Annotated in this window: 28 protein-coding genes; 16 read left to right on the plus strand and 12 right to left on the minus strand. The window is 62.2% G+C overall.

Annotated elements, in window-relative coordinates:
* Nucleotides 1–12 precede the first annotated feature (12 nt).
* The 6 genes from PVZ80_RS03045 to PVZ80_RS03070 form a co-directional block, all read right to left on the minus strand.
* On the minus strand, nt 13–1506 hold the full coding sequence (locus PVZ80_RS03045) for an RNA polymerase factor sigma-54 (protein ID WP_009047001.1): 1494 nt from the start codon (nt 1504–1506) through the stop codon (nt 13–15).
* Nucleotides 1507–1688: 182 nt separating this feature from the next.
* A complete protein-coding gene (gene lptB / locus PVZ80_RS03050) occupies nt 1689–2414 on the minus strand; it encodes an LPS export ABC transporter ATP-binding protein (protein ID WP_007929870.1) in 726 nt (241 codons plus the stop codon).
* Nucleotides 2414–2959 (minus strand): lipopolysaccharide transport periplasmic protein LptA, encoded by a 546-nt coding sequence (gene lptA, locus PVZ80_RS03055; protein WP_007929869.1) that lies wholly within the window; start codon nt 2957–2959, stop codon nt 2414–2416. Before lptA ends, lptB begins: the two co-directional genes overlap by 1 nt.
* Complete coding sequence (gene lptC / locus PVZ80_RS03060; RefSeq protein WP_009047003.1) at nt 2946–3518, minus strand: LPS export ABC transporter periplasmic protein LptC; 573 nt, start codon at nt 3516–3518, stop codon at nt 2946–2948. The genes lptA and lptC overlap by 14 nt, the downstream gene beginning before the upstream one ends.
* Nucleotides 3519–3526: 8 nt before the next feature.
* Nucleotides 3527–4051: a KdsC family phosphatase gene (locus PVZ80_RS03065; RefSeq protein WP_007929867.1), complete on the minus strand. Its 525-nt coding sequence runs from the start codon at nt 4049–4051 to the stop codon at nt 3527–3529.
* Entirely contained in the window at nt 4051–5025 is a 975-nt protein-coding gene (locus PVZ80_RS03070; RefSeq protein WP_009047004.1) for a KpsF/GutQ family sugar-phosphate isomerase, read from the minus strand. The genes PVZ80_RS03065 and PVZ80_RS03070 overlap by 1 nt, the downstream gene beginning before the upstream one ends.
* A 275-nt stretch (nt 5026–5300) precedes the next feature.
* Here PVZ80_RS03070 and PVZ80_RS03075 point away from each other — a divergent pair, with 275 nt between their 5' ends.
* The 10 genes from PVZ80_RS03075 to hisC all read left to right on the plus strand — a co-directional run bounded on the left by PVZ80_RS03075 (nt 5301) and on the right by hisC (nt 13265).
* Nucleotides 5301–6110, plus strand: a complete 810-nt coding sequence (locus tag PVZ80_RS03075; protein ID WP_009042197.1) for an ATP-binding cassette domain-containing protein — start codon at nt 5301–5303, stop codon at nt 6108–6110.
* Nucleotides 6110–6907, plus strand: coding sequence for a lipid asymmetry maintenance ABC transporter permease subunit MlaE (gene mlaE / locus PVZ80_RS03080; RefSeq protein ID WP_009047005.1), 798 nt, complete (start codon nt 6110–6112; stop codon nt 6905–6907). Before PVZ80_RS03075 ends, mlaE begins: the two co-directional genes overlap by 1 nt.
* Nucleotides 6907–7374, plus strand: a complete 468-nt coding sequence (gene mlaD, locus PVZ80_RS03085; RefSeq protein ID WP_007929863.1) for an outer membrane lipid asymmetry maintenance protein MlaD — start codon at nt 6907–6909, stop codon at nt 7372–7374. Before mlaE ends, mlaD begins: the two co-directional genes overlap by 1 nt.
* Nucleotides 7375–7384: 10 nt before the next feature.
* A complete protein-coding gene (locus PVZ80_RS03090) occupies nt 7385–8038 on the plus strand; it encodes an MlaC/ttg2D family ABC transporter substrate-binding protein (protein ID WP_009047006.1) in 654 nt (217 codons plus the stop codon).
* On the plus strand, nt 8035–8340 hold the full coding sequence (locus tag PVZ80_RS03095; protein WP_009047007.1) for an STAS domain-containing protein: 306 nt from the start codon (nt 8035–8037) through the stop codon (nt 8338–8340). The genes PVZ80_RS03090 and PVZ80_RS03095 overlap by 4 nt, the downstream gene beginning before the upstream one ends.
* 115 nt (nt 8341–8455) lie before the next feature.
* A complete protein-coding gene (locus PVZ80_RS03100) occupies nt 8456–8707 on the plus strand; it encodes a BolA family protein (protein ID WP_007929860.1) in 252 nt (83 codons plus the stop codon).
* 22 nt (nt 8708–8729) lie between these two features.
* The gene (gene murA / locus PVZ80_RS03105) at nt 8730–9995 is read left to right on the plus strand and encodes a UDP-N-acetylglucosamine 1-carboxyvinyltransferase (protein ID WP_007929859.1); all 1266 of its coding nucleotides are present in this window, start codon (nt 8730–8732) and stop codon (nt 9993–9995) included.
* A 127-nt stretch (nt 9996–10122) separates the two neighbouring features.
* Nucleotides 10123–10758 (plus strand): ATP phosphoribosyltransferase, encoded by a 636-nt coding sequence (hisG, locus tag PVZ80_RS03110; RefSeq protein ID WP_007929858.1) that lies wholly within the window; start codon nt 10123–10125, stop codon nt 10756–10758.
* A 123-nt stretch (nt 10759–10881) separates the two neighbouring features.
* Nucleotides 10882–12195: a histidinol dehydrogenase gene (hisD, locus tag PVZ80_RS03115; protein ID WP_273863411.1), complete on the plus strand. Its 1314-nt coding sequence runs from the start codon at nt 10882–10884 to the stop codon at nt 12193–12195.
* Nucleotides 12196–12212: 17 nt separating this feature from the next.
* Nucleotides 12213–13265 carry a histidinol-phosphate transaminase gene (gene hisC, locus PVZ80_RS03120; protein WP_009047009.1) on the plus strand — a complete coding sequence of 351 codons (1053 nt, stop codon included), beginning with the start codon at nt 12213–12215 and terminating at the stop codon, nt 13263–13265.
* Nucleotides 13266–13318: 53 nt separating this feature from the next.
* Here hisC and algW read toward each other — a convergent pair whose 3' ends face one another.
* Entirely contained in the window at nt 13319–14473 is a 1155-nt protein-coding gene (gene algW, locus PVZ80_RS03125) for a Do family serine endopeptidase AlgW (protein WP_025806436.1), read from the minus strand.
* A 102-nt stretch (nt 14474–14575) separates the two neighbouring features.
* Here algW and PVZ80_RS03130 point away from each other — a divergent pair, with 102 nt between their 5' ends.
* The 3 genes from PVZ80_RS03130 (at nt 14576) to cysN (ending at nt 18389) form a co-directional block, all read left to right on the plus strand.
* Entirely contained in the window at nt 14576–15334 is a 759-nt protein-coding gene (locus PVZ80_RS03130; RefSeq protein ID WP_009047010.1) for a Nif3-like dinuclear metal center hexameric protein, read from the plus strand.
* Nucleotides 15335–15560: 226 nt separating this feature from the next.
* Nucleotides 15561–16478, plus strand: a complete 918-nt coding sequence (gene cysD, locus PVZ80_RS03135; protein WP_007929849.1) for a sulfate adenylyltransferase subunit CysD — start codon at nt 15561–15563, stop codon at nt 16476–16478.
* Between the two features lie 12 nt (nt 16479–16490).
* On the plus strand, nt 16491–18389 hold the full coding sequence (cysN, locus tag PVZ80_RS03140; RefSeq protein ID WP_009047011.1) for a sulfate adenylyltransferase subunit CysN: 1899 nt from the start codon (nt 16491–16493) through the stop codon (nt 18387–18389).
* A 163-nt stretch (nt 18390–18552) separates the two neighbouring features.
* Here the strand turns inward: cysN and PVZ80_RS03145 are convergent, their stop codons facing one another.
* From PVZ80_RS03145 to PVZ80_RS03155, 3 genes are all read right to left on the minus strand, one after another.
* The gene (locus PVZ80_RS03145) at nt 18553–19458 is read right to left on the minus strand and encodes an acyltransferase (RefSeq protein ID WP_124339610.1); all 906 of its coding nucleotides are present in this window, start codon (nt 19456–19458) and stop codon (nt 18553–18555) included.
* On the minus strand, nt 19459–21558 hold the full coding sequence (gene pta, locus PVZ80_RS03150; RefSeq protein ID WP_028681669.1) for a phosphate acetyltransferase: 2100 nt from the start codon (nt 21556–21558) through the stop codon (nt 19459–19461).
* A gap of 62 nt (nt 21559–21620) precedes the next feature.
* Nucleotides 21621–21959 (minus strand): DUF3565 domain-containing protein, encoded by a 339-nt coding sequence (locus tag PVZ80_RS03155; protein ID WP_016701719.1) that lies wholly within the window; start codon nt 21957–21959, stop codon nt 21621–21623.
* Between PVZ80_RS03155 and PVZ80_RS03160 the strand changes: the two genes are divergently transcribed.
* From PVZ80_RS03160 to PVZ80_RS03170, 3 genes are all read left to right on the plus strand, one after another.
* Nucleotides 21928–22413 (plus strand): FKBP-type peptidyl-prolyl cis-trans isomerase, encoded by a 486-nt coding sequence (locus PVZ80_RS03160; RefSeq protein WP_007929845.1) that lies wholly within the window; start codon nt 21928–21930, stop codon nt 22411–22413. The two genes, PVZ80_RS03155 and PVZ80_RS03160, sit on opposite strands and share 32 nt — an antisense overlap.
* Nucleotides 22414–22548: 135 nt before the next feature.
* A complete protein-coding gene (locus PVZ80_RS03165) occupies nt 22549–23031 on the plus strand; it encodes a glutathione peroxidase (RefSeq protein ID WP_009047015.1) in 483 nt (160 codons plus the stop codon).
* A 207-nt stretch (nt 23032–23238) separates the two neighbouring features.
* The gene (locus PVZ80_RS03170) at nt 23239–24342 is read left to right on the plus strand and encodes an NADH:flavin oxidoreductase (protein WP_038630618.1); all 1104 of its coding nucleotides are present in this window, start codon (nt 23239–23241) and stop codon (nt 24340–24342) included.
* A gap of 107 nt (nt 24343–24449) precedes the next feature.
* Here PVZ80_RS03170 and PVZ80_RS03175 read toward each other — a convergent pair whose 3' ends face one another.
* On the minus strand, nt 24450–25649 hold the full coding sequence (locus PVZ80_RS03175; RefSeq protein WP_124314749.1) for a glycosyltransferase family 4 protein: 1200 nt from the start codon (nt 25647–25649) through the stop codon (nt 24450–24452).
* Between the two features lie 40 nt (nt 25650–25689).
* The gene (gene cysZ, locus PVZ80_RS03180) at nt 25690–26445 is read right to left on the minus strand and encodes a sulfate transporter CysZ (RefSeq protein ID WP_009047018.1); all 756 of its coding nucleotides are present in this window, start codon (nt 26443–26445) and stop codon (nt 25690–25692) included.
* Nucleotides 26446–26567 lie beyond the last annotated feature (122 nt).

The following is a 26567-nucleotide window of genomic DNA, read 5'->3' on the forward strand; positions in this document are numbered from 1 at the left end:
CGAGCCCGGCGGCTACATCAACCGCTTCCGTTCGCTGGAAGGCGCGATCCCCAGGGATTCGCGGTACTTGGCGACGGTACGACGGGCTACCTGAATGCCTTGTGCCTCCAGTAAACCAGCGATCTTGCTGTCACTCAACGGCTTTTTCTGATTTTCCGCGGCGACCAGTTTTTTGATGATCGCGCGGATCGCCGTGGACGAGCATTCACCGCCTTCGGAGGTACTTACGTGGCTGGAGAAAAAGTATTTCAGTTCATAAATGCCCCGTGGGGTATGCATGAATTTTTGCGTGGTCACCCGGGAAATCGTCGACTCGTGCATGCCCACCGCTTCGGCGATGTCATGCAGGACCAACGGTTTCATCGCCTCATCGCCGTACTCGAGGAAGCCGCGCTGATGCTCGACGATCTGGGTGGCGACTTTCATCAGGGTTTCGTTACGGCTCTGCAGGCTCTTGATGAACCAACGGGCTTCCTGCAGCTGGTTGCGCATGAAGGTGTTGTCAGCGCTAGTGTCGGCGCGTCGCACGAAACCGGCGTATTGCGGGTTGACGCGCAGGCGCGGCACGGACTCCTGGTTCAGCTCCACCAGCCAGCGTTCGTTGTCCTTGCGCACGATGACGTCGGGAACCACGTATTCGGCTTCGGTGGATTCGATTTGCGAGCCCGGTCGTGGGTTGAGGCTCTGCACCAGTTCGATGACCTGGCGCAGTTCGTCTTCCTTGAGCTTCATGCGCCGCATCAGCTGGCTGTAGTCGCGGCTGCCGAGCAGGTCGATGAAGTCGGTGACCAGGCGCTTGGCTTCAGTCAGCCAAGGGGTCTTGGCGGGTAGCTGGCGCAGTTGCAGCAGCAGGCACTCACCCAGGTTGCGGGCGCCGATGCCGGCGGGTTCGAATTGCTGGATGCGATGCAGGACGGCCTCGATTTCGTCGAGTTCGATGTCCAGCTCCGGATCGAAGGCTTCGAGGATTTCCTCGAGGGTTTCGTCCAGATAGCCCTGATTGTTGATGCAGTCGATCAGGGTCACGGCGATCAGGCGATCGGTGTCGGACATGGGCGCCAGGTTCAACTGCCAGAGCAGATGGCTCTGCAGGCTTTCGCCGGCCGAAGTGCGGGTGGTGAAATCCCACTCGTCGTCATCGTTGCTGGGCAGGCTGCTGGCGCTGGTCTGGTAGACGTCTTCCCAGGCGGTGTCGACCGGCAGGTCGTTGGGAATGCGCTCGTTCCATTCACCGTCCTCGAGGTTGTCCACCGTCGGGGCGGTTTCCTGGTAAGAGGGTTCCTGGATATCGGTATTGGGCTTCTGCTCGGCGTTGTCGGCCAGCGGATCGGTGTTATCGAAGTCGTCGCCTTCTTCCTGGCGCTCGAGCATCGGGTTGGACTCCAGGGCCTCCTGGATTTCCTGTTGCAGGTCCAGGGTCGACAATTGGAGCAGGCGGATGGCCTGTTGCAGCTGCGGTGTCATCGTCAGCTGCTGGCCCATTCTGAGGACTAGCGATGGTTTCATGGCAGGGGCTTAACACCTTATTCGCCGGCGCACATGCGCCATCCACTACAGGGCGCGTGAGCGCCAAACATAAGCAAATTATATGCCTGAAACTGAAGTGTTTGCCTAGAGCGCTGTAACAATAAAAACAGCAGGGTTTTATTGGGGCGGGCGCTCTGGCGACCAGCCAAACACCTCAGGGCTTACAGGCGGAACTCATGGCCCAGGTAAACTTCCTTGACCAGCTCGTTGGCGAGGATGGTTTCGGCGTCGCCTTCGGCGATCAGCTGACCGTCGTTGACGATATAGGCGGTTTCGCAGATATCCAGGGTTTCACGGACGTTGTGGTCAGTGATGAGTACGCCGATGCCCTTGGCTTTCAGGTGATGAATGATCTGCTTGATGTCGCCTACCGAGATCGGGTCTACGCCGGCGAAGGGTTCGTCGAGCAGGATGAACTTGGGGGCGGTGGCCAGTGCGCGAGCGATTTCCACGCGGCGACGTTCACCGCCGGAAAGGCTCATGCCCAGGTTGTCGCGAATGTGGTTGATGTGGAATTCCTGCAGCAGGCTTTCCAGTTCCTGGCGACGGCCGGCCTTGTCGAGCTCCTTGCGGGTCTCGAGGATGGCCATGATGTTGTCGGCCACCGAGAGCTTGCGGAAGATCGAGGCTTCCTGCGGCAGGTAGCCGATCCCGGCGCGGGCGCGGCCGTGCATCGGCTGGTGGCTGACATCCAGGTCGTCGATCAGGATGCGTCCCTGATCGGCCTGGACCAGGCCGACGATCATGTAGAAGCAGGTGGTCTTGCCGGCGCCGTTAGGGCCGAGCAGGCCGACGATCTGGCCGCTGTCGATGGACAGGCTGACGTCACGCACGACCTGGCGGCTCTTGTAGCTCTTGGCCAGGTGCTGAGCTTTCAGAGTTGCCATTACTGGGCCTTTTCGTCAGTTTTCTTTTTCGGCTGGATGACCATGTCGATCCGTGGGCGCGACTCGGTGACCTTGCTGCCGGTAGCGCGACCGGCGCTGGCCAGCTTCTTGTTGGTGTCGTAGACGATTTTCTCGCCCTGGGTGATGTTGCCGTCCTTGTCGACGACCTTGGCACGGTCGATCAGCACGACGCGGTTCTGCGCAGCGTGGTACTGGATGGTCACGCCATAGCCCTGGACCGGCTTGGTATCGCCCTGGGTTTGGATCTGCTCGAAGTAGGCCAGGTTGCCCACCGAGGTCACCACGTCGATGTCACCGGTCTGGGTGCGGGTGATGGTCACGGTATTGCCGGTGACCTTCATCGAGCCCTGGGTGATGATCACGTCGCCCCTGTAGGTGGCTACGCCATTCTTGTCGTCCAGTTGAGCGTCGTCGGCCTGGATGCGGATTGGTTGCTGGCTATCGTTCGGCAGAGCCCAGGCGCTCACGCTTCCCAGTGCTGCGCCCAGACCGAGCAAAATAGGGAGGGTTTTAACGAGCCTCATACTGTCCTCTTACGTTCGATAGCAGGTTCATCCTGCCGTCTTTCAAATACGCTTTCATTCCCTTGCCAGTCGTCACGCCGCCGGCGCCGTCGATTCTAACGTCTTGATCGGTCTGCGCATATTGCTTCTGCGGGAATACTGTCATGCGGGTCGTGGTGATCAGCAGGTTGCGATTTTTCTCGTCGGTGCGCGAAACCCGTACCGAATCGATCAGCTCGACCTGGGTGCCATCCGGGTTGACTTCGCCGTGCTCGCTCTGGACGTGCCAGGGGAAGGCGGTGCCGCGATACATCTGCAGGTCCGGCTTGGTCAACAGTGTCACCTCGGTGGCCTTGAGGTGTTCGACCTTGTCGGACGTCATTTCGTACTGCAGCTTGCCGTCGGGCAGGTACTGCACGCTACGGGCGTTGATGGCGTAGTAGTCGATGGCGCTTTCGTCGACCTGCGCGACCGGCTTGTCGAGGAAGCGTTCCGGGCTGATGTTCCAGTACCCCACCGCCAGGAACAGCACGGTGATGATGCCGAAGATCAGGATGTTGCGAATCTTTTTGCTCAGCATGGGAGGCTCTATAAGTAGGCGGCGTGGGCCGCTTCAAGGCTGCCTTGGGCGCGCAGGATCAACTCGCAGAACTCGCGGGCGGCACCTTCGCCGCCACGGGCCTGGGTGACGCCATGGGCGTGTTCACGGACAAAGCTGGCGGCATTGGCGACGGCCATGCCCAGGCCGACCCGGCGGATTACCGGCAGGTCCGGCAGGTCGTCGCCCAGGTAGGCGACCTGCTCATAGCTTAGGCCCAGTTGGGCAAGAAGCCCGTCCAGCACCACCAGTTTGTCTTCGCGACCCTGAAACAGATGGGGAATCCCCAGGTTTTTCGCCCGGCGCTCGACCACCGGCGTCTTGCGACCGCTGATAATTGCCGTCTGCACGCCCGTGGCCATCAGCATCTTGATGCCCTGGCCATCGAGGGTGTTGAAGGTCTTGAACTCGCTGCCGTCTTCAAGGAAGTACAGGCGACCGTCGGTCAGTACGCCATCCACGTCGAATACCGCCAGCTTGATGTTCTTGCCGCGTTGCAGCAGATCCGTGCTCATTACATGACTCCCGCGCGCAGCAGGTCGGACAGGTTGAAGGCGCCGATCGGGCGATCGTCCTTGTCCACTACGACCAGTGCGTTGATTCGATTGTCTTCCATGATTTTCAGGGCTTCGGCCGCGAGCATTTCGGCGCGGGCGGTCTTGCCGTGAACGGTCATGACTTCATCGATGGTGGTGTGGTGAATGTCGATGGTGCGGTCCAGGGTGCGGCGCAGGTCGCCGTCGGTGAAGACCCCTGCCAGGCGGCCGTCGGCCTCGACAATGACGGTCATGCCCAGGCCCTTGCGGGTCATTTCCATCAGGGCGTCCTTGAGCAGCGTGCCACGCTGGACCTGCGGCAGCTGCTCGCCGGCATGCATGACGTTCTCGACTTTCAGCAGCAGGCGCCGGCCCAGCGCGCCGCCCGGATGGGAGAAGGCGAAGTCTTCGGCGGTGAAGCCGCGGGCTTCCAGCAGCGCCACGGCCAGGGCGTCGCCCATGACCAGGGCGGCGGTGGTCGAAGAGGTCGGGGCCAGGTTCAGCGGGCAGGCCTCTTGCTTGACCTGGACGTTGAGGTTGACCTCGGCGGCCTTGGCCAGCGCCGAATCAGGGTTGCCGGTGATGCTGATCAGCTGGATGCCCAGGCGCTTGATCAGCGGCAACAAGGTCACGATTTCATTGGTCGAGCCGGAGTTGGACAGGGCCAGGATCACGTCGTCCCGGGTAATCATGCCCATGTCGCCATGGCTGGCTTCGGCCGGATGGACAAAAAACGCGGTGGTGCCGGTGCTGGCCAGGGTGGCGGCGATCTTGTTGCCGATATGCCCGGACTTGCCCATGCCGACCACGACTACGCGGCCTTTGCTGGCCAGAATCATCTCGCAAGCGCGTACGAAATCTGCGTCGATATGTGGCAGCAAGCCTTGTACGGCTTCTATCTCGAGGCGGATGGTGCGTTGTGCCGATTGAATCAGGTCGCTGGATTGGCTCATGTCAGAAATCGTATAGCCTGATGAAAAGGCGGCGATTATAGCGGTAATGATCGATTCCCTCACGCAAGTTCGTCAGCCTTTGTCCTTCTATAGGCTGGAATTGTCCTGTAAAGCCCGTTTTAGCCTGTCGTGAACCTGAACGCGGATGGCTTCGGCCTTGGGGGCTCCGTATCAGCAGTGATATAGTTCGCCGCCAGTTCGGCCTGCCCTGGGTGCATGTACTCCCGGCAGGGAGCCAAGCGTCCGAGTGAGAGGCTGCATCGCAAGGAGTTTAGATGAGTGCCGATAACGCCTACGCGGTCGAGCTGAAGGGACTGTCCTTCAAGCGCGGTGCGCGCAGCATCTTCAATAATGTCGATATCCGTATTCCGCGGGGCAAGGTCACCGGCATCATGGGGCCTTCCGGTTGCGGCAAGACCACGCTCCTGCGGTTGATGGGCGCGCAATTGCGTCCCAGCAGCGGTGAAGTCTGGGTCAACGGCCAGAACCTGCCCAAATTGTCGCGCGGCGATCTGTTCGACGCCCGCAAGCAGATGGGCGTGCTGTTCCAGAGCGGCGCGCTGTTCACCGATCTCGATGTGTTCGAGAACGTCGCCTTTCCGCTGCGCGTTCATACCCAGCTGCCGGATGAAATGATCCGCGATATCGTCCTGCTCAAGTTGCAGGCGGTCGGGTTGCGCGGTGCCATCGACCTGATGCCCGACGAGCTGTCCGGCGGCATGAAGCGTCGTGTGGCCCTGGCCCGGGCCATCGCCCTGGACCCGCAGATCCTCATGTACGACGAGCCGTTCGTAGGCCAGGACCCCATCGCCATGGGCGTGCTGGTGCGCCTGATCCGTCTGCTCAACGATGCGCTGGGTATCACCAGTATCGTGGTTTCCCATGATCTGGCGGAAACCGCGAGCATCGCCGACTACATCTATGTGGTGGGCGATGGCCAGGTGCTGGGGCAGGGCACGCCCGACGAGTTGATGGATTCCGATAACCCGCGGATCCGCCAGTTCATGAAAGGCGATCCCGACGGTCCGGTACCCTTTCACTTTCCAGCGCCGGATTACCGCGCAGATCTTCTGGGGAAGCGCTGATGCGCAAAGTATCTTTATTGGAGCGAATTCGTCTGTTCGGTCACTCGGGCATCGACGTTCTCGCGGTGCTCGGGCGTTCGAGCCTGATGCTGTTTCATGTGTTGTTCGGTCGCGGCAGTATCGGCGGCAGCTTCGGCCTGTTGGTCAAGCAGTTGCATTCGGTGGGGGTGATGTCGCTGGTGATCATCGTGGTCTCCGGGATATTCATCGGCATGGTACTGGCGCTGCAGGGCTTCAATATCCTGTCCAGCTACGGTTCGGAGCAGGCGGTGGGGCAGATGGTCGCCCTGACCCTGCTGCGTGAACTGGGGCCGGTGGTCACGGCATTGCTCTTCGCGGGCCGGGCCGGCTCGGCGCTGACCGCGGAAATCGGCAACATGAAAGCCACCGAACAGCTCTCCAGCCTGGAGATGATCGGTGTCGACCCGCTCAAATACATTGTCGCGCCACGTCTGTGGGCCGGTTTCATTTCTCTGCCGTTGCTGGCGATTATCTTCAGCGTGGTGGGCATCTGGGGCGGTTCGTGGGTGGCCGTCGACTGGCTGGGGGTCTATGAAGGTTCCTACTGGTCGAACATGCAAAACAGCGTGACGTTCAATGAGGACGTGCTCAATGGCATCATCAAGAGCATCGTTTTCGCCTTTGTCGTGACCTGGATCGCCGTATTCCAAGGCTATGACTGCGAGCCCACTTCAGAGGGGATCAGTCGTGCCACTACCAAGACCGTTGTGTACGCCTCGTTGGCTGTACTCGGCCTGGACTTTATTCTGACCGCCTTGATGTTTGGAGATTTCTGATGCAAAACCGCACCCTGGAAATCGGTGTCGGCCTTTTCCTGCTGGCTGGCATCCTGGCTTTGCTGTTGCTTGCCTTGCGGGTCAGTGGCTTGTCCCCGACCTCGAGCACCGATACTTATAAACTTTACGCATATTTCGACAATATCGCCGGTTTGACGGTCAGAGCTAAGGTGACCATGGCCGGTGTGACCATCGGCAAGGTCACGGCTATCGATCTGGACCGCGACAGTTTCACCGGTCGGGTCACGCTGCAGTTGGAAAAGCGCGTAGATAACCTGCCGACCGACTCGACTGCATCTATCCTGACCGCTGGGCTGCTCGGCGAGAAATACATTGGTATCAGCGTCGGCGGCGAAGACACGTTGCTCAAGGATGGCGGGACCATCCACGACACCCAGTCTTCACTGGTGCTTGAGGACCTGATCGGTAAATTCCTGCTCAATACCGTTAGCAAAGACGCCAAATGAGGATTTTTTCATGATCTCTACCTTGCGACGTAGCCTGTTGGTATTACTGGCGGCATTGCCGTTGATGGCTCACGCCGTGGCGGCGCCTTCCGCGCATGATCTGGTACAGGACACCACCAACCGTCTGCTGGCCGACCTGGCCGCCAACAAAGAAAAGTACAAGCAGGACCCGCAAGACTTTTATGCGGCGCTGAACAGCATCGTGGGCCCGGTCGTGGATGCCGAAGGTATTTCCAAGAGCATCATGACGGTCAAGTACTCGCGCAAAGCCACGCCGGAACAGATGCGCACCTTTGAGGAAAACTTCAAGAAGGGCCTGTTCCAGTTCTATGGCAACGCCTTGCTGGAGTACAACAACCAGGGCATCGTCGTTGATCCTGCCAGGGACGAGTCGGGCGACCGTACCAGCGTCGGCATGACGGTCAAGGGCAGCAACGGCGCGATCTATCCTGTGTCGTACACGCTGGAGAAGATCAACGGCGAGTGGAAGCTGCGCAACGTGATCATCAATGGCATCAATATCGGCAAGCTGTTCCGCGATCAGTTCGCCGATGCCATGCAGCGCAACGGCAACGACCTGGACAAGACCATCAACAACTGGGCCGGCGAAGTGGCCAAGGCCAAGGAAGCGACCGAAAACTCGCCTGAGAAGGTCACGCAATGAGTGAGTCGGCCGTCCGTCTGGGTGAAGCCGGTGAATTGCTGATCAGCGGTGTGCTGGACTATCGCTCCGGCCCGGGCCTGCGCAAGCAGGGGCAGGCCCTGATCGCCTCGAGCACCGCGGCGGCGCTGGTGCTCGACTGTTCGGCGGTGGAGAAGTCCAGCAGCGTCGGCTTGTCGTTGCTGCTGGCCTTCATGCGCGATGCCGCGGCAGCCGGCAAGGCCGTCAGCATTCGTGCGTTGCCTGACGACATGCGCGAAATCGCCGAGGTTTCCGGTTTGACCGAGCTGCTGGCGCAGCCTTAGTAACCCATCGACAAGCAAGCCCCCCGTCAGAGTCCTGCTATGCGGGGTTCGCAGGCGCGGGGCTTTTTTGTATGATGTCCGACCCGCGCGCACAGGGCGCCGATTGAGGTTGAGCATGCAGGCCAACGAAGTGAAGAGCTTCCTTGAAGGAAAGCTGTCCGAGACTCTTTCATCCGTTCAGGTAGAAGTTGAGGGCGAAGGCTGCAACTTTCAGCTGAACGTGATCAGTGACGAACTGGTGGCCTTGAGTCCGGTCAAGCGTCAGCAGAGCATCTATGCCCATTTGAACCCGTGGATCGCCGATGGCAGCATCCATGCGGTCACTATGAAATTTTTCAGCAGCGCGGCCTGGGCCGAGCGCACCTGAGCCCAAGGGCGTCGAGATTCTTATGGATAAATTGATTATTACCGGCGGCGTTCGTCTTGATGGCGAGATCCGCATTTCCGGGGCAAAGAACTCTGCCCTGCCGATTCTGGCTGCAACCCTGCTGTGCGATGGCCCGGTCACGGTCGCCAACCTGCCGCACCTGCACGACATCACCACCATGATCGAGCTGTTCGGTCGCATGGGCATTGAGCCGGTGATCGACGAGAAGCTCAGCGTCGAAATCGACCCGCGCACCATCAAGACCCTGGTCGCGCCGTACGAGCTGGTCAAGACCATGCGTGCCTCGATCCTGGTGCTGGGCCCGATGGTTGCCCGTTTCGGCGAAGCCGAAGTCGCGCTGCCTGGCGGTTGCGCCATTGGTTCGCGTCCGGTCGACCTGCACATCCGTGGCCTCGAAGCCATGGGTGCGGTGATCGACGTCGAAGGCGGCTACATCAAGGCCAAGGCGCCTGAAGGCGGCCTGCGCGGTGCGCACTTCTTCTTCGATACCGTGAGTGTGACCGGTACCGAGAACATCATGATGGCCGCTGCCCTGGCCAAAGGCCGCAGCGTGCTGCAGAACGCCGCCCGTGAACCTGAAGTGGTCGACCTGGCGAACTTCCTCAACGCCATGGGCGCCAAGGTTTCCGGCGCCGGTACCGACACCATCACCATCGACGGTGTCGAGCGCCTGCACTCGGCGACCTACAAGGTCATGCCTGACCGTATCGAAACCGGCACCTACCTGGTCGCCGCCGCCGTGACCGGCGGTCGCGTGAAGGTCAAGGATACCGATCCGACCATCCTCGAAGCCGTCCTGGAAAAACTCAAGGAATCCGGCGCCGAAGTCACCACCGGCGAGGACTGGATCGAGCTGAACATGCACGGCAAGCGTCCGAAGGCGGTCAACGTGCGCACCGCGCCGTACCCGGCGTTCCCGACGGACATGCAGGCCCAGTTCATCTCGCTCAACGCCATTGCCGAAGGCACGGGCGCAGTGATCGAGACCATCTTCGAAAACCGCTTCATGCACGTCTACGAACTGCACCGCATGGGCGCGAAGATCCAGGTCGAAGGCAACACCGCCATCGTCACCGGCACCGAAATCCTCAAGGGTGCCCCTGTCATGGCCACCGACCTGCGGGCTTCGGCCAGCCTGGTGATCTCGGCCCTGATGGCCGAAGGCGACACCCTGATCGATCGCATCTACCACATCGACCGTGGTTACGAGTGCATCGAAGAGAAGCTGCAGATGCTCGGCGCCAAGATCCGCCGCGTACCGGGCTAGTTTGCGTGATGGGCACAGGGACGTGCCCCAAGGTTTCGTTCCAAGTCGAGCCTGTGTTCAGGCTCGATGCGTGTCTGGCGCTGTTTGCGACCGGGCATGAGTATCCTGATAAGGACTTACGTTTCCCATGTTGACCATCGCACTGTCCAAGGGCCGCATCCTTGATGACACCTTGCCGCTTCTGGCTGAAGCCGGCATCGTGCCCACCGAGAATCCGGACAAGAGCCGCAAGCTGATCATCCCCACGACCCAGGCCGACGTGCGCTTGCTGATCGTGCGCGCCACCGACGTGCCGACCTATGTCGAACATGGTGCCGCCGACCTCGGCGTCGCCGGTAAAGATGTGCTGATGGAATACGGCGGCCAGGGCCTGTACGAGCCGCTGGACTTGCAGATCGCCCAGTGCAAGCTGATGACCGCCGGTGCCATCGGCGCGGTCGAGCCCAAGGGCCGCCTGCGCGTCGCCACCAAGTTCGTCAACGTTGCCAAGCGTTACTACGCCGAGCAGGGTCGCCAGGTCGACATCATCAAGCTGTACGGCTCGATGGAGCTGGCGCCGCTGATCGGTCTGGCCGACAAGATCATCGACGTGGTCGACACCGGCAACACCCTGCGGGCCAACGGCCTGGAGCCCCAGGAGCTGATTTCCATGATCAGTTCCCGTCTGGTGGTCAACAAGGCCTCCATGAAAATGCAGCACGCCCGCATCCAGGCACTGATCGACACCCTGCGCAAAGCAGTGGAGTCGCGACACCGCGGTTGATTCACTCGCGCGGCGCGAGCCGCGCCCGTCTATCCGTGTCATAGCCAATTTTCTCAGGTGCCCGCGCGAATGGACTGGTAGCTTAGGGTGCCTGAGCATTAGCCATTCAATGAGGCCCTCGCTATGACCGCTCCCACTTCGATTCGCCGACTCAACGCTGCTGACCCGGATTTCGCGCATCATCTGGATCATCTGCTGAGCTGGGAAAGTGTGTCTGACGACTCGGTCAATCAGCGGGTGCTGGACATCATCAAGGCGGTGCGCGAGCGCGGCGACGCGGCGCTGGTGGAGTTCACCCAGCGTTTCGACGGCCTGCAAGTGGCGTCCATGGCCGACCTGATCCTGCCGCGCGAGCGCCTGGAACTGGCCCTGACCCGGATCACCGTGGCCCAGCGCGAAGCCCTGGAAAAAGCCGCGGCGCGGGTGCGCAGCTACCACGAAAAACAGAAACAGGACTCCTGGAGCTACACCGAAGCCGACGGCACGGTGCTGGGCCAGAAGGTCACGCCGCTGGATCGCGCCGGCCTGTATGTGCCGGGCGGCAAGGCGTCTTATCCATCCTCGGTGTTGATGAATGCCATCCCGGCCAAAGTGGCGGGCGTCACCGAAGTGGTGATGGTGGTGCCGACCCCGCGCGGCGAGGTTAACGAACTGGTGCTGGCCGCGGCCTGTATCGCTGGCGTCGACCGGGTGTTCACCATCGGTGGCGCCCAGGCCGTAGCCGCCCTGGCCTATGGCACCGAGAGCGTGCCGCAGGTGGACAAGGTGGTCGGCCCGGGCAACATCTATGTGGCCACCGCCAAGCGTCACGTATTCGGCCAGGTCGGCATCGACATGATCGCCGGTCCTTCGGAGATCCTGGTGGTGTGCGACGGCCAGACCGATCCGGACTGGATCGCCATGGACCTGTTCTCCCAGGCCGAGCACGACGAAGACGCCCAGGCGATCCTGGTCAGCCCGGACGCGGCGTTCCTCGATCAGGTCGCCGCCAGCATCGCCAAGCTGCTGCCGACCATGGAGCGCGCGGAAATCATCAACACGTCGATCAACGGCCGTGGCGCCCTGATCCAGGTGCGCGACATGCAACAGGCCATCGAAGTGGCCAACCGCATCGCTCCGGAGCACCTCGAACTGTCTGTCGCCGATCCGCAGGCCTGGTTGCCGCAGATCCGTCACGCCGGTGCGATCTTCATGGGGCGTCACACCTCCGAGGCCCTGGGCGACTACTGCGCGGGTCCGAACCACGTGTTGCCGACTTCCGGCACGGCGCGCTTCTCTTCGCCGCTGGGGGTGTATGACTTCCAGAAACGTTCGTCGATCATTTTCTGCTCGGAGCAGGGCGCTTCCGAACTGGGCAAGACCGCCTCGGTGCTGGCCCGTGGCGAGTCGCTGAGCGCCCACGCCCGCAGTGCGGAATACCGGATCATCGCTGACTAGGAACAGGGGCAATAAGCATGAGTAAATTCTGGAGTCCGTTCGTCAAGGGCTTGGTGCCCTATGTGCCGGGCGAACAGCCGAAGCTGACCAAGCTGGTCAAGCTCAACACCAACGAAAACCCTTACGGCCCTTCGCCCAAGGCGCTGGCCGCGATGCAGGGTGAACTGAACGATAACCTGCGCCTGTACCCCGACCCCAACAGCGACCTGCTCAAGCAGGCGGTGGCCCGGTATTACGGGGTACAGAGCAACCAGGTGTTCCTCGGCAACGGTTCCGACGAAGTGCTGGCGCACATCTTCCACGGCTTGTTGCAGCACGACCAGCCGCTGCTGTTCCCGGACATCAGCTACAGCTTCTATCCAGTGTATTGCGGCCTGTATGGCATCGACTTCGACGCGGTGCCGCTGGACGAGCAGTTCCAGATCCGCCCAGCCGATTACGCCAGGCCGAACGGCGGGATCATCTTCCCCAACCCGAACGCGCCGACCGGCTGCCTGCTGGCCCTGGAGGCCGTCGAGCAGATCCTCAAGGCCAGCCCGGATTCGGTCGTGGTGGTGGACGAGGCGTACATCGACTTCGGCGGTGAAACCGCCATCAGCCTGGTGGACCGTTATCCGAACCTGCTGGTGACCCAGACCCTGTCCAAGTCCCGTTCGCTGGCGGGCTTGCGGGTCGGCCTGGCGGTGGGGCACCCGGACCTGATCGAAGCGCTGGAGCGGATCAAGAACAGCTTCAACTCCTACCCGCTGGATCGCCTGGCGATCGTCGGCGCCGCGGCGGCATTCGAGGATCGCGAGTACTTCGCCAAGACCTGCCAGCTGGTGATCGATAGCCGCGAGCAGGTGGTGGCGCAGTTGCGTGCCAAGGGCTTTGAAGTGCTGCCGTCGGCCGCCAACTTCATTTTCGCCCGTCATCCGCAACACGATGCGGCGGGCCTGGCGGCCAAGCTGCGGGAGCAGGGGGTGATTGTCCGGCACTTCAAGCAGGAGCGGATTGCCCAGTTCCTGCGGATCAGTATCGGCACGCCGGAGCAGAACCAGGCCCTGATCGACGGCCTGGGCGAGCTGTAAGCCCTATCGCCAGCCAGCTCTCTCCCGTTGGAGCGAGCTGGCTGGCGATGCTTTTACTCTTTTTCCTTGACCGGCGCCGGTGGCGGGCGCAGGCCGATTTCGGCGGTGAGCTTGAGCTCCTTGCCGTTGCGCATCACCTGGATGCTGACCTTGTCGCTGGGTTTGATCCGCGCCACCTGGTTCATCGAGCGACGGCCATCGCCGGCCGGTTCGCCATCGATGCTGAGAATCACGTCACCCAACTGCATGCCGGCCTTTTGCGCCGGACCGTCGCGGAAAATCCCCGCCACCACGATGCCCGGACGCCCGGACAAGCCGAACGATTCGGCCAGTTCCTGGGTCAGCGGCTGCACCTCGATGCCCAGCCAGCCACGAATCACCTGGCCGTGCTCGATGATCGACTTCATCACCTCCATGGCCAGCTTGATCGGGATGGCGAAGCCAATGCCCTGGGAGCCGCCGGACTTGGAGAAGATCGCCGTGTTGATCCCGGTCAGGTTGCCGTTGGCATCCACCAGCGCGCCGCCGGAGTTGCCCGGGTTGATCGCCGCGTCGGTCTGGATGAAGTCTTCGTAGTTGTTCAGGCCCAGCTGATTGCGTCCGGTGGCGCTGATGATGCCCATGGTCACGGTCTGGCCGACCCCGAACGGGTTGCCGATGGCCAGGGTCACGTCACCGATGCGGATGCTGTCGGAGCGCCCGACGGTGATCGAGGGCAGGTTCTTCAGGTCGATCTTGAGGACCGCCAGGTCGGTTTCCGGGTCGCTGCCGATTACGTGGGCCAGGGTTTCACGACCGTCCTTGAGCGCCACCACAATCTGCTCGGCGCCGGAGGTCACGTGGTTGTTGGTCAGCAGATAACCTTCGGGGCTCATGATCACCCCGGAACCCAGGCTCGACTCCATGCGCTGCTGCTTGGGCAGGTTGTCACCGAAGAAGCGGCGGAACTGCGGGTCCTCGAACAACGGGTGCGCCGGTTTGTTGATGACCTTGGTGGTGTACAGGTTGACCACCGCCGGCGCGGCGATTGCCACGGCATCGGCATAGGACACCGGGCCTTGTCGAAGCGCCTTGGTTTGCGGGGCTTGCTGCAGGTTGACGTCCAGGCTGGGCAGGCCGACCCATTGCGGGTAACGCTGAATTATCAGCAACGCGATAAGCACGCCGGCCAACAGCGGCCAGCCAAAAAAACGCAGAGCCTTGAGCATTGAGCAAGTCCTGAGAGGTTGCAGGCCGCCCGGGACGGCCCATAATGTCGCGCATTATACGAGGCCGCGCGCGCCTCTGAACGGGATATTTAGGAGTCTTTTATGGCCGTTGCCCTGAGCACTCTGGTAGAGGAGGCGGACCGCTACCTGGGCAGTTCGCGAATTGCCGATTACTGCCCCAATGGCCTGCAGGTCGAAGGTCGTCCACAGGTACTGCGTATCGTCAGCGGCGTCACGGCCAGCCAGGCATTGCTCGATGCCGCGGTGGAGGCCAATGCCGATCTGGTGCTGGTGCATCACGGCTATTTCTGGAAAGGCGAGAACCCTTGCATCACCGGCATGAAGCAGCGTCGGCTGAAAACCCTGCTCAAGCACGATATCAGCCTGCTGGCTTATCACCTGCCGCTGGACCTGCACCCGGACGTCGGCAACAACGTGCAACTGGCGCGGCAACTGGATATTACTGTGGAAGGCCCGCTGGACCCGGACAACCTGAAGATCGTCGGGCTGGTCGGTTCCCTTGCCGAGCCCATGACCGCGCGGGACTTCGCGCGCAAGGTCCAGGAGGTGATGGGGCGCGAGCCGCTGGTGGTCGAAGGCAGCAAGATGATCCGGCGTGTCGGCTGGTGCACCGGTGGCGGCCAGGGCTACATCGACCAGGCGGTGCTGGCCGGCGTCGATCTGTACCTGAGCGGCGAGGCCTCGGAGCAGACCTTCCACAGCGCCCGGGAAAACGACATCAGTTTTATCGCCGCCGGTCACCACGCCACCGAGCGTTACGGCGTGCAGGCGCTGGGGGATTACCTGGCCCGCCGCTTCGCCCTCGAGCACTTGTTCATCGACTGCCCGAACCCTATATAAAGCCTTGTCCTGTAGCCGCTGCCGCAGGCTGCAACAAAGCCCCCAGGGCCTTCAGAGCACGCCTGCGGCAGCGGCTACAGAGAGGCGTAAACACAGCAAACAGGCGGGTATATTCATATACCGTTTCGATCTAGCTGGCGTCCTGATTAGAAGAGGTCGCTGTGCTAGCATGCCCCGCTCGAACACGGCCCGCAGGCCGTCCATAAGAAAGCTTTCGTGAGTAGCCATGGTCGACAAACTGACGCATCTGAAACAGCTGGAGGCGGAAAGCATCCACATCATCCGCGAGGTGGCCGCCGAGTTCGACAACCCGGTGATGCTGTACTCCATCGGTAAAGACTCCGCCGTGATGCTGCACCTGGCGCGCAAGGCGTTCTTCCCGGGCAAGCTGCCGTTTCCGGTGATGCACGTCGACACCCAGTGGAAATTCCAGGAGATGTACAAGTTCCGCGATCGCATGGTCGAGGAGCTGGGCCTGGAACTGATCACCCACGTCAACCCGGAAGGCGTTGCGCAGGGCATCAACCCCTTCACCCACGGCAGTGCCAAGCACACCGACATCATGAAAACCGAGGGCCTCAAGCAGGCGCTGGACAAGTACGGTTTCGATGCGGCGTTCGGCGGTGCCCGGCGTGACGAAGAGAAGTCCCGCGCCAAGGAGCGCGTGTACTCGTTCCGCGACAGCAAGCATCGCTGGGACCCGAAGAACCAGCGCCCCGAGCTGTGGAACGTCTACAACGGCAAGGTCAACAAGGGCGAGTCGATCCGCGTCTTCCCGCTGTCGAACTGGACCGAGCTGGACATCTGGCAATACATCTACCTCGAAGGCATCCCGATCGTGCCGCTGTACTTCGCCGCCGAGCGCGAAGTGATCGAGAAGAACGGCACCCTGATCATGATCGACGACGAGCGCATCCTCGAGCACCTCTCCGACGAGGAGAAGGCCCGCATCGTCAAGAAGAAGGTGCGTTTCCGTACCCTTGGCTGCTACCCGTTGACGGGCGCGGTGGAGTCCGAGGCCGAAAGCCTGACGGACATCATTCAGGAAATGCTCCTGACGCGAACTTCCGAGCGCCAGGGCCGGGTCATCGATCACGATGGCGCCGGTTCCATGGAAGACAAGAAACGTCAGGGCTATTTCTAAGTAGGGTCTAACATGTCGCATCAATCCGAATTGATCAGCGAGGATATCCTCGCCTACCTGGCCCAGCACGAACGCAAAGAACTGCTGCGCTTCCTGACTTGCGGTAACGTCGACGACGGCAAGAGCACCCTGATCGGGCGCCTGCTGCACGACTCGAAGATGATCTACGAAGACCATCTGGAAGCCATTACCCGCGACTCGAAAAAAGTCGGCACCACCGGTGACGACATCGACCTGGCGTTGCTGGTCGACGGCCTGCAGGCCGAGCGTGAGCAGGGCATCACCATCGATGTCGCCTACCGCTATTTCTCCACCGCCAAGCGCAAATTCATCATCGCCGACACCCCCGGCCATGAGCAGTACACCCGCAACATGGCCACCGGTGCTTCCACCTGTGACCTGGCGATCATCCTGGTGGATGCCCGCTACGGCGTGCAGACCCAGACCCGTCGCCACAGCTTCATCGCTTCCCTGCTGGGCATCAAGCACATAGTCGTGGCCATCAACAAGATGGACCTCAAGGACTTCGACCAGGGCGTGTTTGAGTCGATCAAGGCCGACTACCTGAAGTTCGCCGAAGGCTTGAAGATGAAGCCCACCAGCCTGCACTTCGTGCCGATGTCGGCCCTCAAGGGCGACAACGTGGTGAACAAGTCCGAGCGCTCGCCGTGGTACACCGGCCAGTCGCTGATGGAAATCCTCGAGACCGTGGAAGTGGCGGGCGATCGCAACTTCACCGACCTGCGTTTCCCGGTGCAGTACGTCAACCGTCCGAACCTGAACTTCCGTGGTTTCGCCGGGACCCTGGCCAGCGGCATCGTGCACAAGGGCGACGAAGTCGTGGTGCTGCCGTCGGGCAAGAGCAGCCGAGTGAAATCCATCGTCACCTTCGAAGGCGAGCTGGAGCATGCTGGCCCGGGCCAGGCCGTGACCCTGACCATGGAAGACGAGATCGACATCTCCCGTGGCGACCTGCTGGTGCATGCCGACAACGTACCGCCGGTGACCGACAGCTTCGAAGCCATGCTGGTATGGATGGCCGAAGAGCCGATGCTGCCGGGCAAGAAATACGACATCAAGCGCGCCACCAGTTACGTGCCGGGCTCCATCGCCAGCATCGTCAACAGAGTCGACGTGAACACCCTTGAAGAAGGTCCGGCCAGCGCTCTGCAGCTGAACGAGATCGGCAAGGTCAAGATCGCCCTCGATGCGCCGATCGCCCTCGACGGTTACGACAGCAACCGCACCACCGGTGCCTTCATCGTCATCGACCGCTTGACCAACGGCACCGTCGGCGCCGGCATGATCGTCGCCCAGCCTGTGGTGCATGGCAGCGCCACGCACCATGGCAAGCTGGCCCATGTCGCCACCGAGGAGCGCGCCCAGCGCTTCGGCCAGCAACCGGCCACCGTGCTGTTCAGCGGCCTGTCCGGCGCCGGCAAGAGCACCCTGGCCTATGCGGTCGAGCGCAAGCTGTTCGACATGGGTCGTGCGGTGTTCGTCCTCGACGGCCAGAACCTGCGTCACGACCTGAACAAGGGCCTGCCCCAGGATCGCGCCGGGCGCACCGAGAACTGGCGGCGTGCCGCACACGTGGCGCGTCAGTTCAACGAAGCCGGCCTGCTGACCCTGGCGGCATTCGTCGCACCGAGTGCGGAAGGTCGTGAACAGGCCAGGGAGCTGATCGGCAAGGAGCGTCTGCTGACGGTCTACGTCCAGGCTTCGCCGGCGGTCTGCGCCGAGCGTGATCCGCAGGGCCTGTACGCCGCGGGTGGGGATAACATCCCGGGCGAGTCCTTCCCGTACGACGTGCCGCTGGATGCCGATCTGGTGATCGACACCCAGTCCGTGTCGCTGGAAGAAGGCGTCAAGCAAGTGCTGGAACTGCTGCGCAAGCGCGGCGCGATCTAAGCCTTAGCGTCCAATAAAAAGCCCGCCGTCGAGTGATCGACGGCGGGCTTTTTTGTGGCCTTGAGAAGGCTATCGCGGGCAAGCCTCGCTCCTGCACAGGAGCAACACGCTCGCTTCTGTAGGAGCGAGGCTTGCCCGCGATGAGGCCCTTACAGGCGCTTCATTACTTCCCCGGATACTCCCGATGCATCTGCTCCAGCAGCGCATCCTTGTTCTGCCACAGCTGGTTGATCCAGCCCTGGAACTCCAGGCGGTACACGCCATCCTGGTCGTAGTTCTTGCCGATGAACTGCGGTGGAATCGGCAGCTCCTCGAAATGCACCACCACTTCATTGACCTTGCCGCACAACAGGTCCCAGTAACCCGGCTGGCCCGCCGGGTAGTGGATGGTGACGTTGACGATGGACTCCAGTTGCTCGCCCATGGCGTCCAGCACGAAGGCAATGCCGCCGGCCTTGGGCTTGAGCAGGTGGCGGAACGGCGAGGCCTGTTGCGCATGCTTGGCCTTGGTGAAGCGTGTGCCTTCGACGAAGTTGAAGATGCCCACCGGGTTGTCGCGGAACTTCGCGCAGGTCTTGCGGGTGGTCTCCAGGTCCTTGCCCTTTTTCTCCGGGTGTTTTTCCAGGTAGGCCTTGGAGTAGCGCTTCATGAACGGGAAGCCCAGGGCCCACCAGGCGAGGCCAATCACCGGGACCCAGATCAGTTCCTGCTTGAGGAAGAACTTCAGCGGGCGGATACGCCGGTTGAGCACGTACTGCAGGACCATGATGTCGACCCAGCTCTGGTGGTTGCTGGTGATCAGGTACGAGTGCCGGTAGTCCAGGCCGTCGAGCCCGCTGAGGTGCCAGCGGGTGTGCCCGAGCAGGTTCATCCAGGCCTTGTTGTTGCTGATCCAGGCTTCATGGATGTGGCTCATCAGCCAGTCGGTGAAGCGCTGGGCCGCCGGGAAAGGCAGCAGCAACTTGAAGATCGCCACCACGAACAACGGTGTACAGCAGACGATGGTGTTGAGCGCCAACAACAGCGAGGCGATCACGCCTCGCAGCGGTGCAGGTAGAAAATCCAGCATTTACACATCCAGAGGTCGGTTGGCGGCTTGAATCGCGGTCAGGGCAATGGTGTAGACGATGTCGTCGACCTGGGCGCCACGGGGCAGGTCGTTCACCGGCTTGCGCAGGCCTTGCAGCATCGGCCCGAGGCTGACGCAGTCGGCGCTGCGCTGCACGGCCTTATGGGTGGTGTTGCCGGTGTTCAGGTCGGGGAACACGAACACCGTGGCCTTGCCGGCGACCTGGCTGTTGGGTGCCAGTTGCTGGGCCACGGCTTCGTTGGCCGCGGCGTCGTATTGCAACGGGCCGTCGATCAGCAGCGAGTTCTGGGCTTCATGGGCCAGCAGGGTGGCTTCGCGGACTTTCTCCACTTCTTCACCGCTGGCCGACTCGCCGCTGGAGTAACTGATCATCGCCACCCGCGGGGTGATGCCGAACGCGGCCGCCGAGTCGGCGCTTTGCAGGGCGATCTCGGCCAGTTCGCTGGCGCTCGGGTGCGGGTTCATCACGCAGTCGCCGTAGACCAGCACCTGCTCGGGGAACAGCATGAAAAACACCGACGACACCAGGGTGCAGCCCGGCGCGGTCTTGATCAGTTGCAGGGCCGGGCGGATGGTATTGGCGGTGGAGTGGATCAGCCCTGACACCAGGCCATCGACCTCGTCCAGGGCCAGCATCATGGTGCCGATCACCACCGGGTCTTCCAGTTGCTGTTCGGCCATCGGCGCGTTGAGGCTCTTGCTCTTGCGCAGCGCCACCATCGGCTCGACGTAGCGTTCGCGGATCTGGTCCGGGTCGATGACTTCCAGGCCAGGCGGCAACTCGATGCCCTGGGCCCGGGCGACCGCCTCGACATCCGCCGGCTTGGCCAGAAGCACGCAACGGGCGATGCCGCGCGCCTGGCAGATCGCCGCGGCCTGCACGGTCAGCGGTTCGCTGCCTTCGGGCAGGACGATGCGCTTGTTGGCTTCCTGGGCGCGCTGGATCAACTGGTAGCGGAACACCGCTGGCGACAGGCGCATTTCCCGCGGCGTGCCGCAACGCTGGTGCAGCCACTTGGCGTCCAGGTGGCTGGCGACGAAGTCGGTGATGATCTCCGCGCGCTCGCGGTCATCGATGGGGATTTCCTTGTTCAGGCTGTTCAGCTGGTTGGCGGTGTCGTAGGAGCCGGTGCTCACCGACAGCACCGGCAGGCCGGCATTCAGGGCGCCACGGCACAGGTCCATGATCCGCGGGTCGGGCAGGGTGTCGCTGGTCAGCAGTAACCCGGCCAGGGGCACGCCGTTGATCGCCGCCAGGCTCACGGCGAGGATGATGTCGTCGCGATCGCCGGGCGTCACCACCAGCACGCCGGGCTTGAGCAGTTCCACGGTGTTACGCATGGTGCGCGCGCAGATGATGATCTTGGTCATGCGCCGGCTTTCGTAGTCGCCGGCGTTGAGCACCTGGGCGCCCATCAGGTCGGCGACGTCGCGGGTGCGCGGTGCGTTCAGTTCCGGCTGGAAGGGGATGCAGCCGAGCAGGCGGAAGTCGCCGCTGCGCAGCAGGGGCGAGTGCTCTTTCAGACGGGCGGAAAAGGCCTCCATGCTTTCGTCGGTATGCACCTTGTTGAGGATCACCCCCAGCACTTTCGGGTCGCGCGGGCCGCCGAACAGTTGCGCCTGCAACTCCACGCGGCCGGACAGCTCGGTGAGCACTTCGTTTTCCGGGGCGGACACCAGGATCACCTCGGCATCCAGGCTTTTCGCCAGGTGCAGGTTGACCCGTGCGGCATAGCTGGCGCTACGGGTCGGCACCATGCCTTCGACCACCAGCACGTCCTTGCCGACGGCCGCCTGCTGGTACAGGGTGATGATTTCTTCCAGCAACTCGTCCAACTGGCCGTCGCCGAGCATTCGTTCGACATGGGCCAGGCCCAGCGGCTGCGGCGGTTTCAGACCGTGGGTGCGGGCCACCAGCTCGGTCGAGCGCTCAGGGCCGGTATCGCCTGGGTGCGGCTGGGCAATGGGTTTGAAGAAGCCGACCTTGAGGCCGGCCCGTTCCAGGGTACGCACCAGCCCGAGGCTGATGGAGGTCAGACCCACGCCAAAATCGGTGGGTGCGATAAAAAAAGTTTGCATGCGGATTCTCGAAGGGTGCATGGCAACGGTGAGTCGCTTATGTGTACTGCTCTACCGGAAATTCAGGCGCCAAGGTTAGCGCTAACCGAGCCTTGTGCGCACCAACCGCAGGCAAAGGGCTGGCCTATTTTTTCCAGGCGTTTGTGCGGATCCAGGATCCAGGCCCGTGATTGCCAGGGCGGCTGGTGGCGCAGGTGCTGGGTATGGCCACAGGACAGCTCGACGACCCAGTGGCCGTCTTCATCCTGATGAAAGCCGACGATCGTCGAGCCTGGCGCCGCGTTCCGTTTGTCCGGGTTCCGTTCGCTTTCGGGCGATTGCTTCGCTAAACTTGGACGTTCTTCATTCTTATGCAAAAGGTCTCGCCCCATGCTGATCGCCGCCAATAAGGCTGTCTCCATCGACTATACCCTCACCAACGACGCTGGTGAGGTCATCGACAGCTCTGCCGGCGGCGCCCCGCTGGTCTACCTGCATGGCGCAGGAAACATCATTCCAGGCTTGGAAAAGGCCCTGGAAGGCAAGAACGTCGGCGACGAGCTGAGCGTTGCCGTTGAGCCGGAAGATGCCTACGGCGAATACGCCGCCGAACTGGTCAGCACCCTGAGCCGCAGCATGTTCGAAGGCGTCGACGAACTGGAAGTGGGCATGCAGTTCCACGCTTCCGCTCCGGACGGCCAGATGCAGATCGTCACCATCCGCGACCTGGACGGCGACGACGTGACCGTCGACGGCAACCACCCGCTGGCCGGCCAGCGCCTGAACTTCAAGGTCAAGGTTGTCGACATCCGTGACGCCAGCCAGGAAGAAATCGCCCATGGTCACGTCCATGGCGAAGGTGGCCATCACCACTGATTTCTGCGCTAAGCTCAAATCTGACTGGAGAGGCGCCCGAGGGCGCCTTTTTAGTCGGCGGCTTTTATCGCCGGACAACAGGCGGTACTGTCGAGTGGCTGTTTTCTGCAAGAACACGGGAATTTGGAGTTCGTCATGAGTGCTTTTCACGACCTTAAATTGAAAGCCCTGGATGGTCAGGAGCTACCGCTCGCGCCTTTCAAGGGGCACGTCGTGCTGGTGGTCAACGTCGCCTCCAAGTGTGGTCTGACACCACAATACGCGGCGCTGGAGAACCTCTACCAGCAATACAAAGGCCAGGGGTTCAGCGTGCTGGGCCTGCCGTGCAATCAGTTCGCCGGGCAGGAGCCGGGCTCCGAGCAGGAGATCCAGGAGTTCTGCAGCCTCAACTACGGGGTGACCTTTCCGTTGAGCAGCAAGCTGGAGGTCAACGGTCCGGAGCGCCATCAGTTGTACCGTCTGCTGGCGGGCGAAGGGGCGGAATTCCCGGGCGACATCACCTGGAACTTCGAGAAGTTCCTGCTGGGCAAGGACGGTCGCGTCCTGGCGCGTTTCTCCCCACGTACCGCACCCGATGATCCGACCGTGGTCCAGGCCATCGAAAAAGCCTTGAGCTGAATCTGCACGCCGGGCCCCGCTGCCCGGCCGGTTTTACCGCGCGTTCGCGCATCCCTCGCTTCTCTGCGCTTTGGCACCTTAATCACCCCGGTCAATAGTGCTGGGCGTTGCCTGGGGTACGGAATATTATCGCCATCATAAGGCCGTCGGCGTACCCGCCCGACCTGCCGCTTCCTGCGATTCAGACCCTCAGCCCTGGAGTACAGCATGCCCGTTCAAGCCTTGTTCAAACCCTTTCAGCTGGGTGCCCTGGAGCTGTCGAGCCGTGTGGTGATGGCGCCGATGACTCGTTCGTTTTCCCCGGGTGGCGTGCCGAACTCGAAAGTCATCGAGTACTACCGTCGTCGCGCCGCGGCCGGGGTCGGCCTGATCATCACCGAAGGCACCACGGTCGGGCACAAGGCCTCCAACGGTTATCCGAACGTGCCGCGCTTTTATGGCGAAGCGGCCCTGGCCGGCTGGAAGAAGGTGGTGGACGCGGTGCATGCCGAAGGCGGCAAGATCGTTCCGCAGCTGTGGCATGTGGGCAACGTGCGCCGCCTGGGCACCGAGCCGGATGCCAGCGTGCCGGGTTACGGCCCGTCGGAAAAACTCAAGGACGGCCAGGTGGTGGTCCACGGCATGACCCAGGACGATATCCGTGAAGTGATCGCCGCCTTCGCCCAGGCCGCCAAGGATGCCCAGAGCATCGGCATGGACGGCGTGGAGATCCATGGCGCCCACGGCTACCTGATCGACCAGTTCTTCTGGGACGGCAGCAACCAGCGCACTGACGAATACGGTGGCGACCTGGCCCAGCGCTCGCGGTTTGCCATCGAACTGATCCAGGCCGTGCGCGCCGCGGTGGGCCCTGGCTTCCCGATCATCTTCCGCTTCTCGCAATGGAAGCAGCAGGACTACAGCGCCCGCCTGGTACAAACCCCCGAGGCCCTGGGTGAGTTCCTCAAGCCGCTGGCGGAGGCCGGTGTGGATATCTTCCACTGCTCCACCCGGCGTTTCTGGGAGCCGGAGTTCGAAGGATCCGAGCTGAACCTGGCCGGCTGGACCCGCCAGCTCACCGGCAAGCCGACCATCACCGTGGGCAGCGTCGGCCTCGACGGCGAGTTCCTGCAGTTCATGGTCAACACCGACAAGGTGGCGCAGCCGGCAAGCCTGGAAAAGCTCCTGGAGCGCCTGAACAATGATGAGTTCGATCTGGTGGCGGTAGGGCGCGCATTGCTGGTGGACCCGGACTGGGCGCAGAAGGTGCGTGACGGCCGCGAGCAGGACATCCTGCCGTTCAGCCGTGAGGCGTTGATGACGCTGGTCTGAGCGCAGCGCCTGGAAAGGCTATCGCGGGCAAGTCGGATCGCCTCCCGCTCGCTCCTGTACGAACGGTGATTCTGTAGGAGCGAGGCTTGCCCGCGATGCTTTTTAATCTAGGGCAACAACCGCCCCTCAGGCACCAGCACTTCTTCCGTACAGACGCCCCGCAGCTGGGTTTCAAACTGTTCGATGATCGCCGCCCAGCCCTGACGGCTGGCGTGCTGGCGGGCATTGAGGCGTACCCGGCGCAAGGTCTCGCGCTCCTCCAGCAGCCAACTGGCCGCATCACAGAACGCAGATTCGTCCCCGGGCATTGCCAGCACGCCGTTGTAGCCATGGCGAATATGCTGGGCCGCCGCGGCCTGGTCGTAAGCCACTACGGCCAGCCCCGAGGCCAGGGCCTCGAGCACCACGTTGCCGAAGGTTTCGGTCAGGCTCGGGAACAGAAACAGATCCCCCGAGGCATAGTGACTGGCCAGTATTTCACCGCGCTGCGAGCCGCAAAACACTGCGTCCGGCAACTCCTTCTGCAGCACCGCGCGTTGCGGGCCATCGCCCACCACGATCAACTTCATGGACTGCTGTGGATAAGTCTCCTGCAGCTGGGCGAAGCAGCGCTTGAGCAGGCCCAGGTTCTTCTCCGGCGCCAGGCGGCCGACATGGATCACCGCGATATCGTCGCTGCCCAGGCCCCAGCTTTCGCGCAGCTTGTTGAGGCGTTTGGCTGGGTGGAACAGTTGGCTGTCGACCCCGCGGGACAGCAGTGCCAGGCGTTCGAAGTTACGCCGCTCCAGTTCCAGGCGTTGGCTGGCGCTGGGCACCAGGGTCAGCTTGGAGCGGTTGTGGAACCAGCGCAGGTAGTGGGTCAGCAGGCGCGTCAGCAAACCCAGGCCGTACTGGCTGGAGTACTGCTGGAAGTTGGTGTGGAAACCGCTGACCACGGAAATCCCCAGGCGCCGCGCCGCTCGTAGCGCGGACAGGCCCAGCGGGCCTTCGGTGGCGATGTACAGCACATCCGGGCGATGGCGTTTCCAGCGCCGCAACAACTTGTGCATCGACGACTGGCCCCATTGCAGCCCCGGATAGCCTGGCAGCGGCCAGCCACGGCACAGCAGCAGACCGTCGTCGCTGACCCGGCTCTGATCGCTGCCCTGGCGCGGGCGGATCAGTTCCACCTGGTGGCCACGGGCGCGCAATCCATCGCACAAGCGGCCAAGGGTATTGGCCACGCCATTGATTTCCGGTGGGAAGGTTTCGGTGATCAGAGTGATATGCAGAGCTGTCGTCATGACCTCAGTGTCAGCCGAGGCCATGTCGTCATTGTGACGTTGCGATGATGGATTTATGACCTGCTCAGCGTTGCTGGACCACCAGGTTTTCCGCGCCGCGCTCACGCACCCAGAACAGCGTCGCCCCGGCCACCGCCGCCGGCATCATCAGGATGTTGACCACCGGGATCAGCAGCACCAGGTAGACGATCCCGCCAAAGCTCATGCTCTGCCAGCGCTTTTCCCGCAGCCAGGCGAGCATCTCGTTCCAGCCCAGCTTGTGGTTGTCCGCCGGGTAGTCGATGTACTGGATCGCCATCATCCACACGCCGAACAGCAGCCACAGCGGCGCGGCCACCAGGTTCACCACCGGAATGAAGGACAGGATGAACAGGCCGATGGCCCGCGGCAGGAAATAGCCCAGCTTGCGCATTTCCCGGGCCAGGGTGCGCGGGATCATGGCCAGCAGTTCGGCCCAACTGAAGGGCGGGAAATTGTCGGTGCCGCGGACCACCACTTCGACTTTCTCCGCGAGAAAACCGTTGAAGGGCGCGGCGATCACGTTGGCCAGCATGGTGAAGGTGAAAAACACCATCAGCAGCACCAGCACCACGAACAGCGGCCAGAGGATGTAGCTGAGAAAGCTCAGCCAGTCCGGCAAAGAAGGCATCAGGGTGTCGACCCACAGGCTGAACTGGTGGCCGGCGAAATAGATCAATCCGACGAACAGCACCAGGTTGATGGCCAGGGGCAAAAGGACGAACAGACGCAGGCCGGGGCTGAGCACCAGCTTGAGGCCTTCGCGCAGGTATTGCGGGCCGGACAGAACGGGGGCGGGCATAGGGAGCTCCGTGCAAGGGGAAAACGCGCCGACCTTACCGGCTTTGCCCCACCGGCGAAAGCGCGGTCGCAAGGTCGACATCAACTGTAACAAAGGCGCCGGTAAATACACCGATACCGGAT

Origin of the sequence: Pseudomonas sp. B3G-3 (assembly GCF_028640915.1) — a bacterium.
Lineage (GTDB): Bacteria > Pseudomonadota > Gammaproteobacteria > Pseudomonadales > Pseudomonadaceae > Aquipseudomonas > Aquipseudomonas chlororaphis_I.

Coding starts and splice junctions, on each gene's coding strand:
- PVZ80_RS03095 (WP_009047007.1), top strand. CDS start 8,035: ATGAGTGAGTCGGCCGTCCGTCTGGGTGAAGCCGGTGAATTGCTGATC.
- hisC (WP_009047009.1), top strand. CDS start 12,213: ATGAGTAAATTCTGGAGTCCGTTCGTCAAGGGCTTGGTGCCCTATGTG.
- cysD (WP_007929849.1), top strand. CDS start 15,561: ATGGTCGACAAACTGACGCATCTGAAACAGCTGGAGGCGGAAAGCATC.
- PVZ80_RS03155 (WP_016701719.1), bottom strand. CDS start 21,959: ATGGAGACAGCCTTATTGGCGGCGATCAGCATGGGGCGAGACCTTTTG.
- lptC (WP_009047003.1), bottom strand. CDS start 3,518: ATGCTGAGCAAAAAGATTCGCAACATCCTGATCTTCGGCATCATCACC.
- lptA (WP_007929869.1), bottom strand. CDS start 2,959: ATGAGGCTCGTTAAAACCCTCCCTATTTTGCTCGGTCTGGGCGCAGCA.
- PVZ80_RS03165 (WP_009047015.1), top strand. CDS start 22,549: ATGAGTGCTTTTCACGACCTTAAATTGAAAGCCCTGGATGGTCAGGAG.
- PVZ80_RS03065 (WP_007929867.1), bottom strand. CDS start 4,051: ATGAGCACGGATCTGCTGCAACGCGGCAAGAACATCAAGCTGGCGGTA.
- algW (WP_025806436.1), bottom strand. CDS start 14,473: ATGCTCAAGGCTCTGCGTTTTTTTGGCTGGCCGCTGTTGGCCGGCGTG.
- PVZ80_RS03075 (WP_009042197.1), top strand. CDS start 5,301: ATGAGTGCCGATAACGCCTACGCGGTCGAGCTGAAGGGACTGTCCTTC.
- pta (WP_028681669.1), bottom strand. CDS start 21,558: ATGCAAACTTTTTTTATCGCACCCACCGATTTTGGCGTGGGTCTGACC.
- cysZ (WP_009047018.1), bottom strand. CDS start 26,445: ATGCCCGCCCCCGTTCTGTCCGGCCCGCAATACCTGCGCGAAGGCCTC.
- PVZ80_RS03100 (WP_007929860.1), top strand. CDS start 8,456: ATGCAGGCCAACGAAGTGAAGAGCTTCCTTGAAGGAAAGCTGTCCGAG.
- mlaE (WP_009047005.1), top strand. CDS start 6,110: ATGCGCAAAGTATCTTTATTGGAGCGAATTCGTCTGTTCGGTCACTCG.
- hisG (WP_007929858.1), top strand. CDS start 10,123: ATGTTGACCATCGCACTGTCCAAGGGCCGCATCCTTGATGACACCTTG.
- PVZ80_RS03145 (WP_124339610.1), bottom strand. CDS start 19,458: ATGCTGGATTTTCTACCTGCACCGCTGCGAGGCGTGATCGCCTCGCTG.
- cysN (WP_009047011.1), top strand. CDS start 16,491: ATGTCGCATCAATCCGAATTGATCAGCGAGGATATCCTCGCCTACCTG.
- PVZ80_RS03175 (WP_124314749.1), bottom strand. CDS start 25,649: ATGGCCTCGGCTGACACTGAGGTCATGACGACAGCTCTGCATATCACT.
- PVZ80_RS03070 (WP_009047004.1), bottom strand. CDS start 5,025: ATGAGCCAATCCAGCGACCTGATTCAATCGGCACAACGCACCATCCGC.
- PVZ80_RS03130 (WP_009047010.1), top strand. CDS start 14,576: ATGGCCGTTGCCCTGAGCACTCTGGTAGAGGAGGCGGACCGCTACCTG.
- murA (WP_007929859.1), top strand. CDS start 8,730: ATGGATAAATTGATTATTACCGGCGGCGTTCGTCTTGATGGCGAGATC.
- mlaD (WP_007929863.1), top strand. CDS start 6,907: ATGCAAAACCGCACCCTGGAAATCGGTGTCGGCCTTTTCCTGCTGGCT.
- PVZ80_RS03090 (WP_009047006.1), top strand. CDS start 7,385: ATGATCTCTACCTTGCGACGTAGCCTGTTGGTATTACTGGCGGCATTG.
- lptB (WP_007929870.1), bottom strand. CDS start 2,414: ATGGCAACTCTGAAAGCTCAGCACCTGGCCAAGAGCTACAAGAGCCGC.
- hisD (WP_273863411.1), top strand. CDS start 10,882: ATGACCGCTCCCACTTCGATTCGCCGACTCAACGCTGCTGACCCGGAT.
- PVZ80_RS03170 (WP_038630618.1), top strand. CDS start 23,239: ATGCCCGTTCAAGCCTTGTTCAAACCCTTTCAGCTGGGTGCCCTGGAG.
- PVZ80_RS03045 (WP_009047001.1), bottom strand. CDS start 1,506: ATGAAACCATCGCTAGTCCTCAGAATGGGCCAGCAGCTGACGATGACA.
- PVZ80_RS03160 (WP_007929845.1), top strand. CDS start 21,928: ATGCTGATCGCCGCCAATAAGGCTGTCTCCATCGACTATACCCTCACC.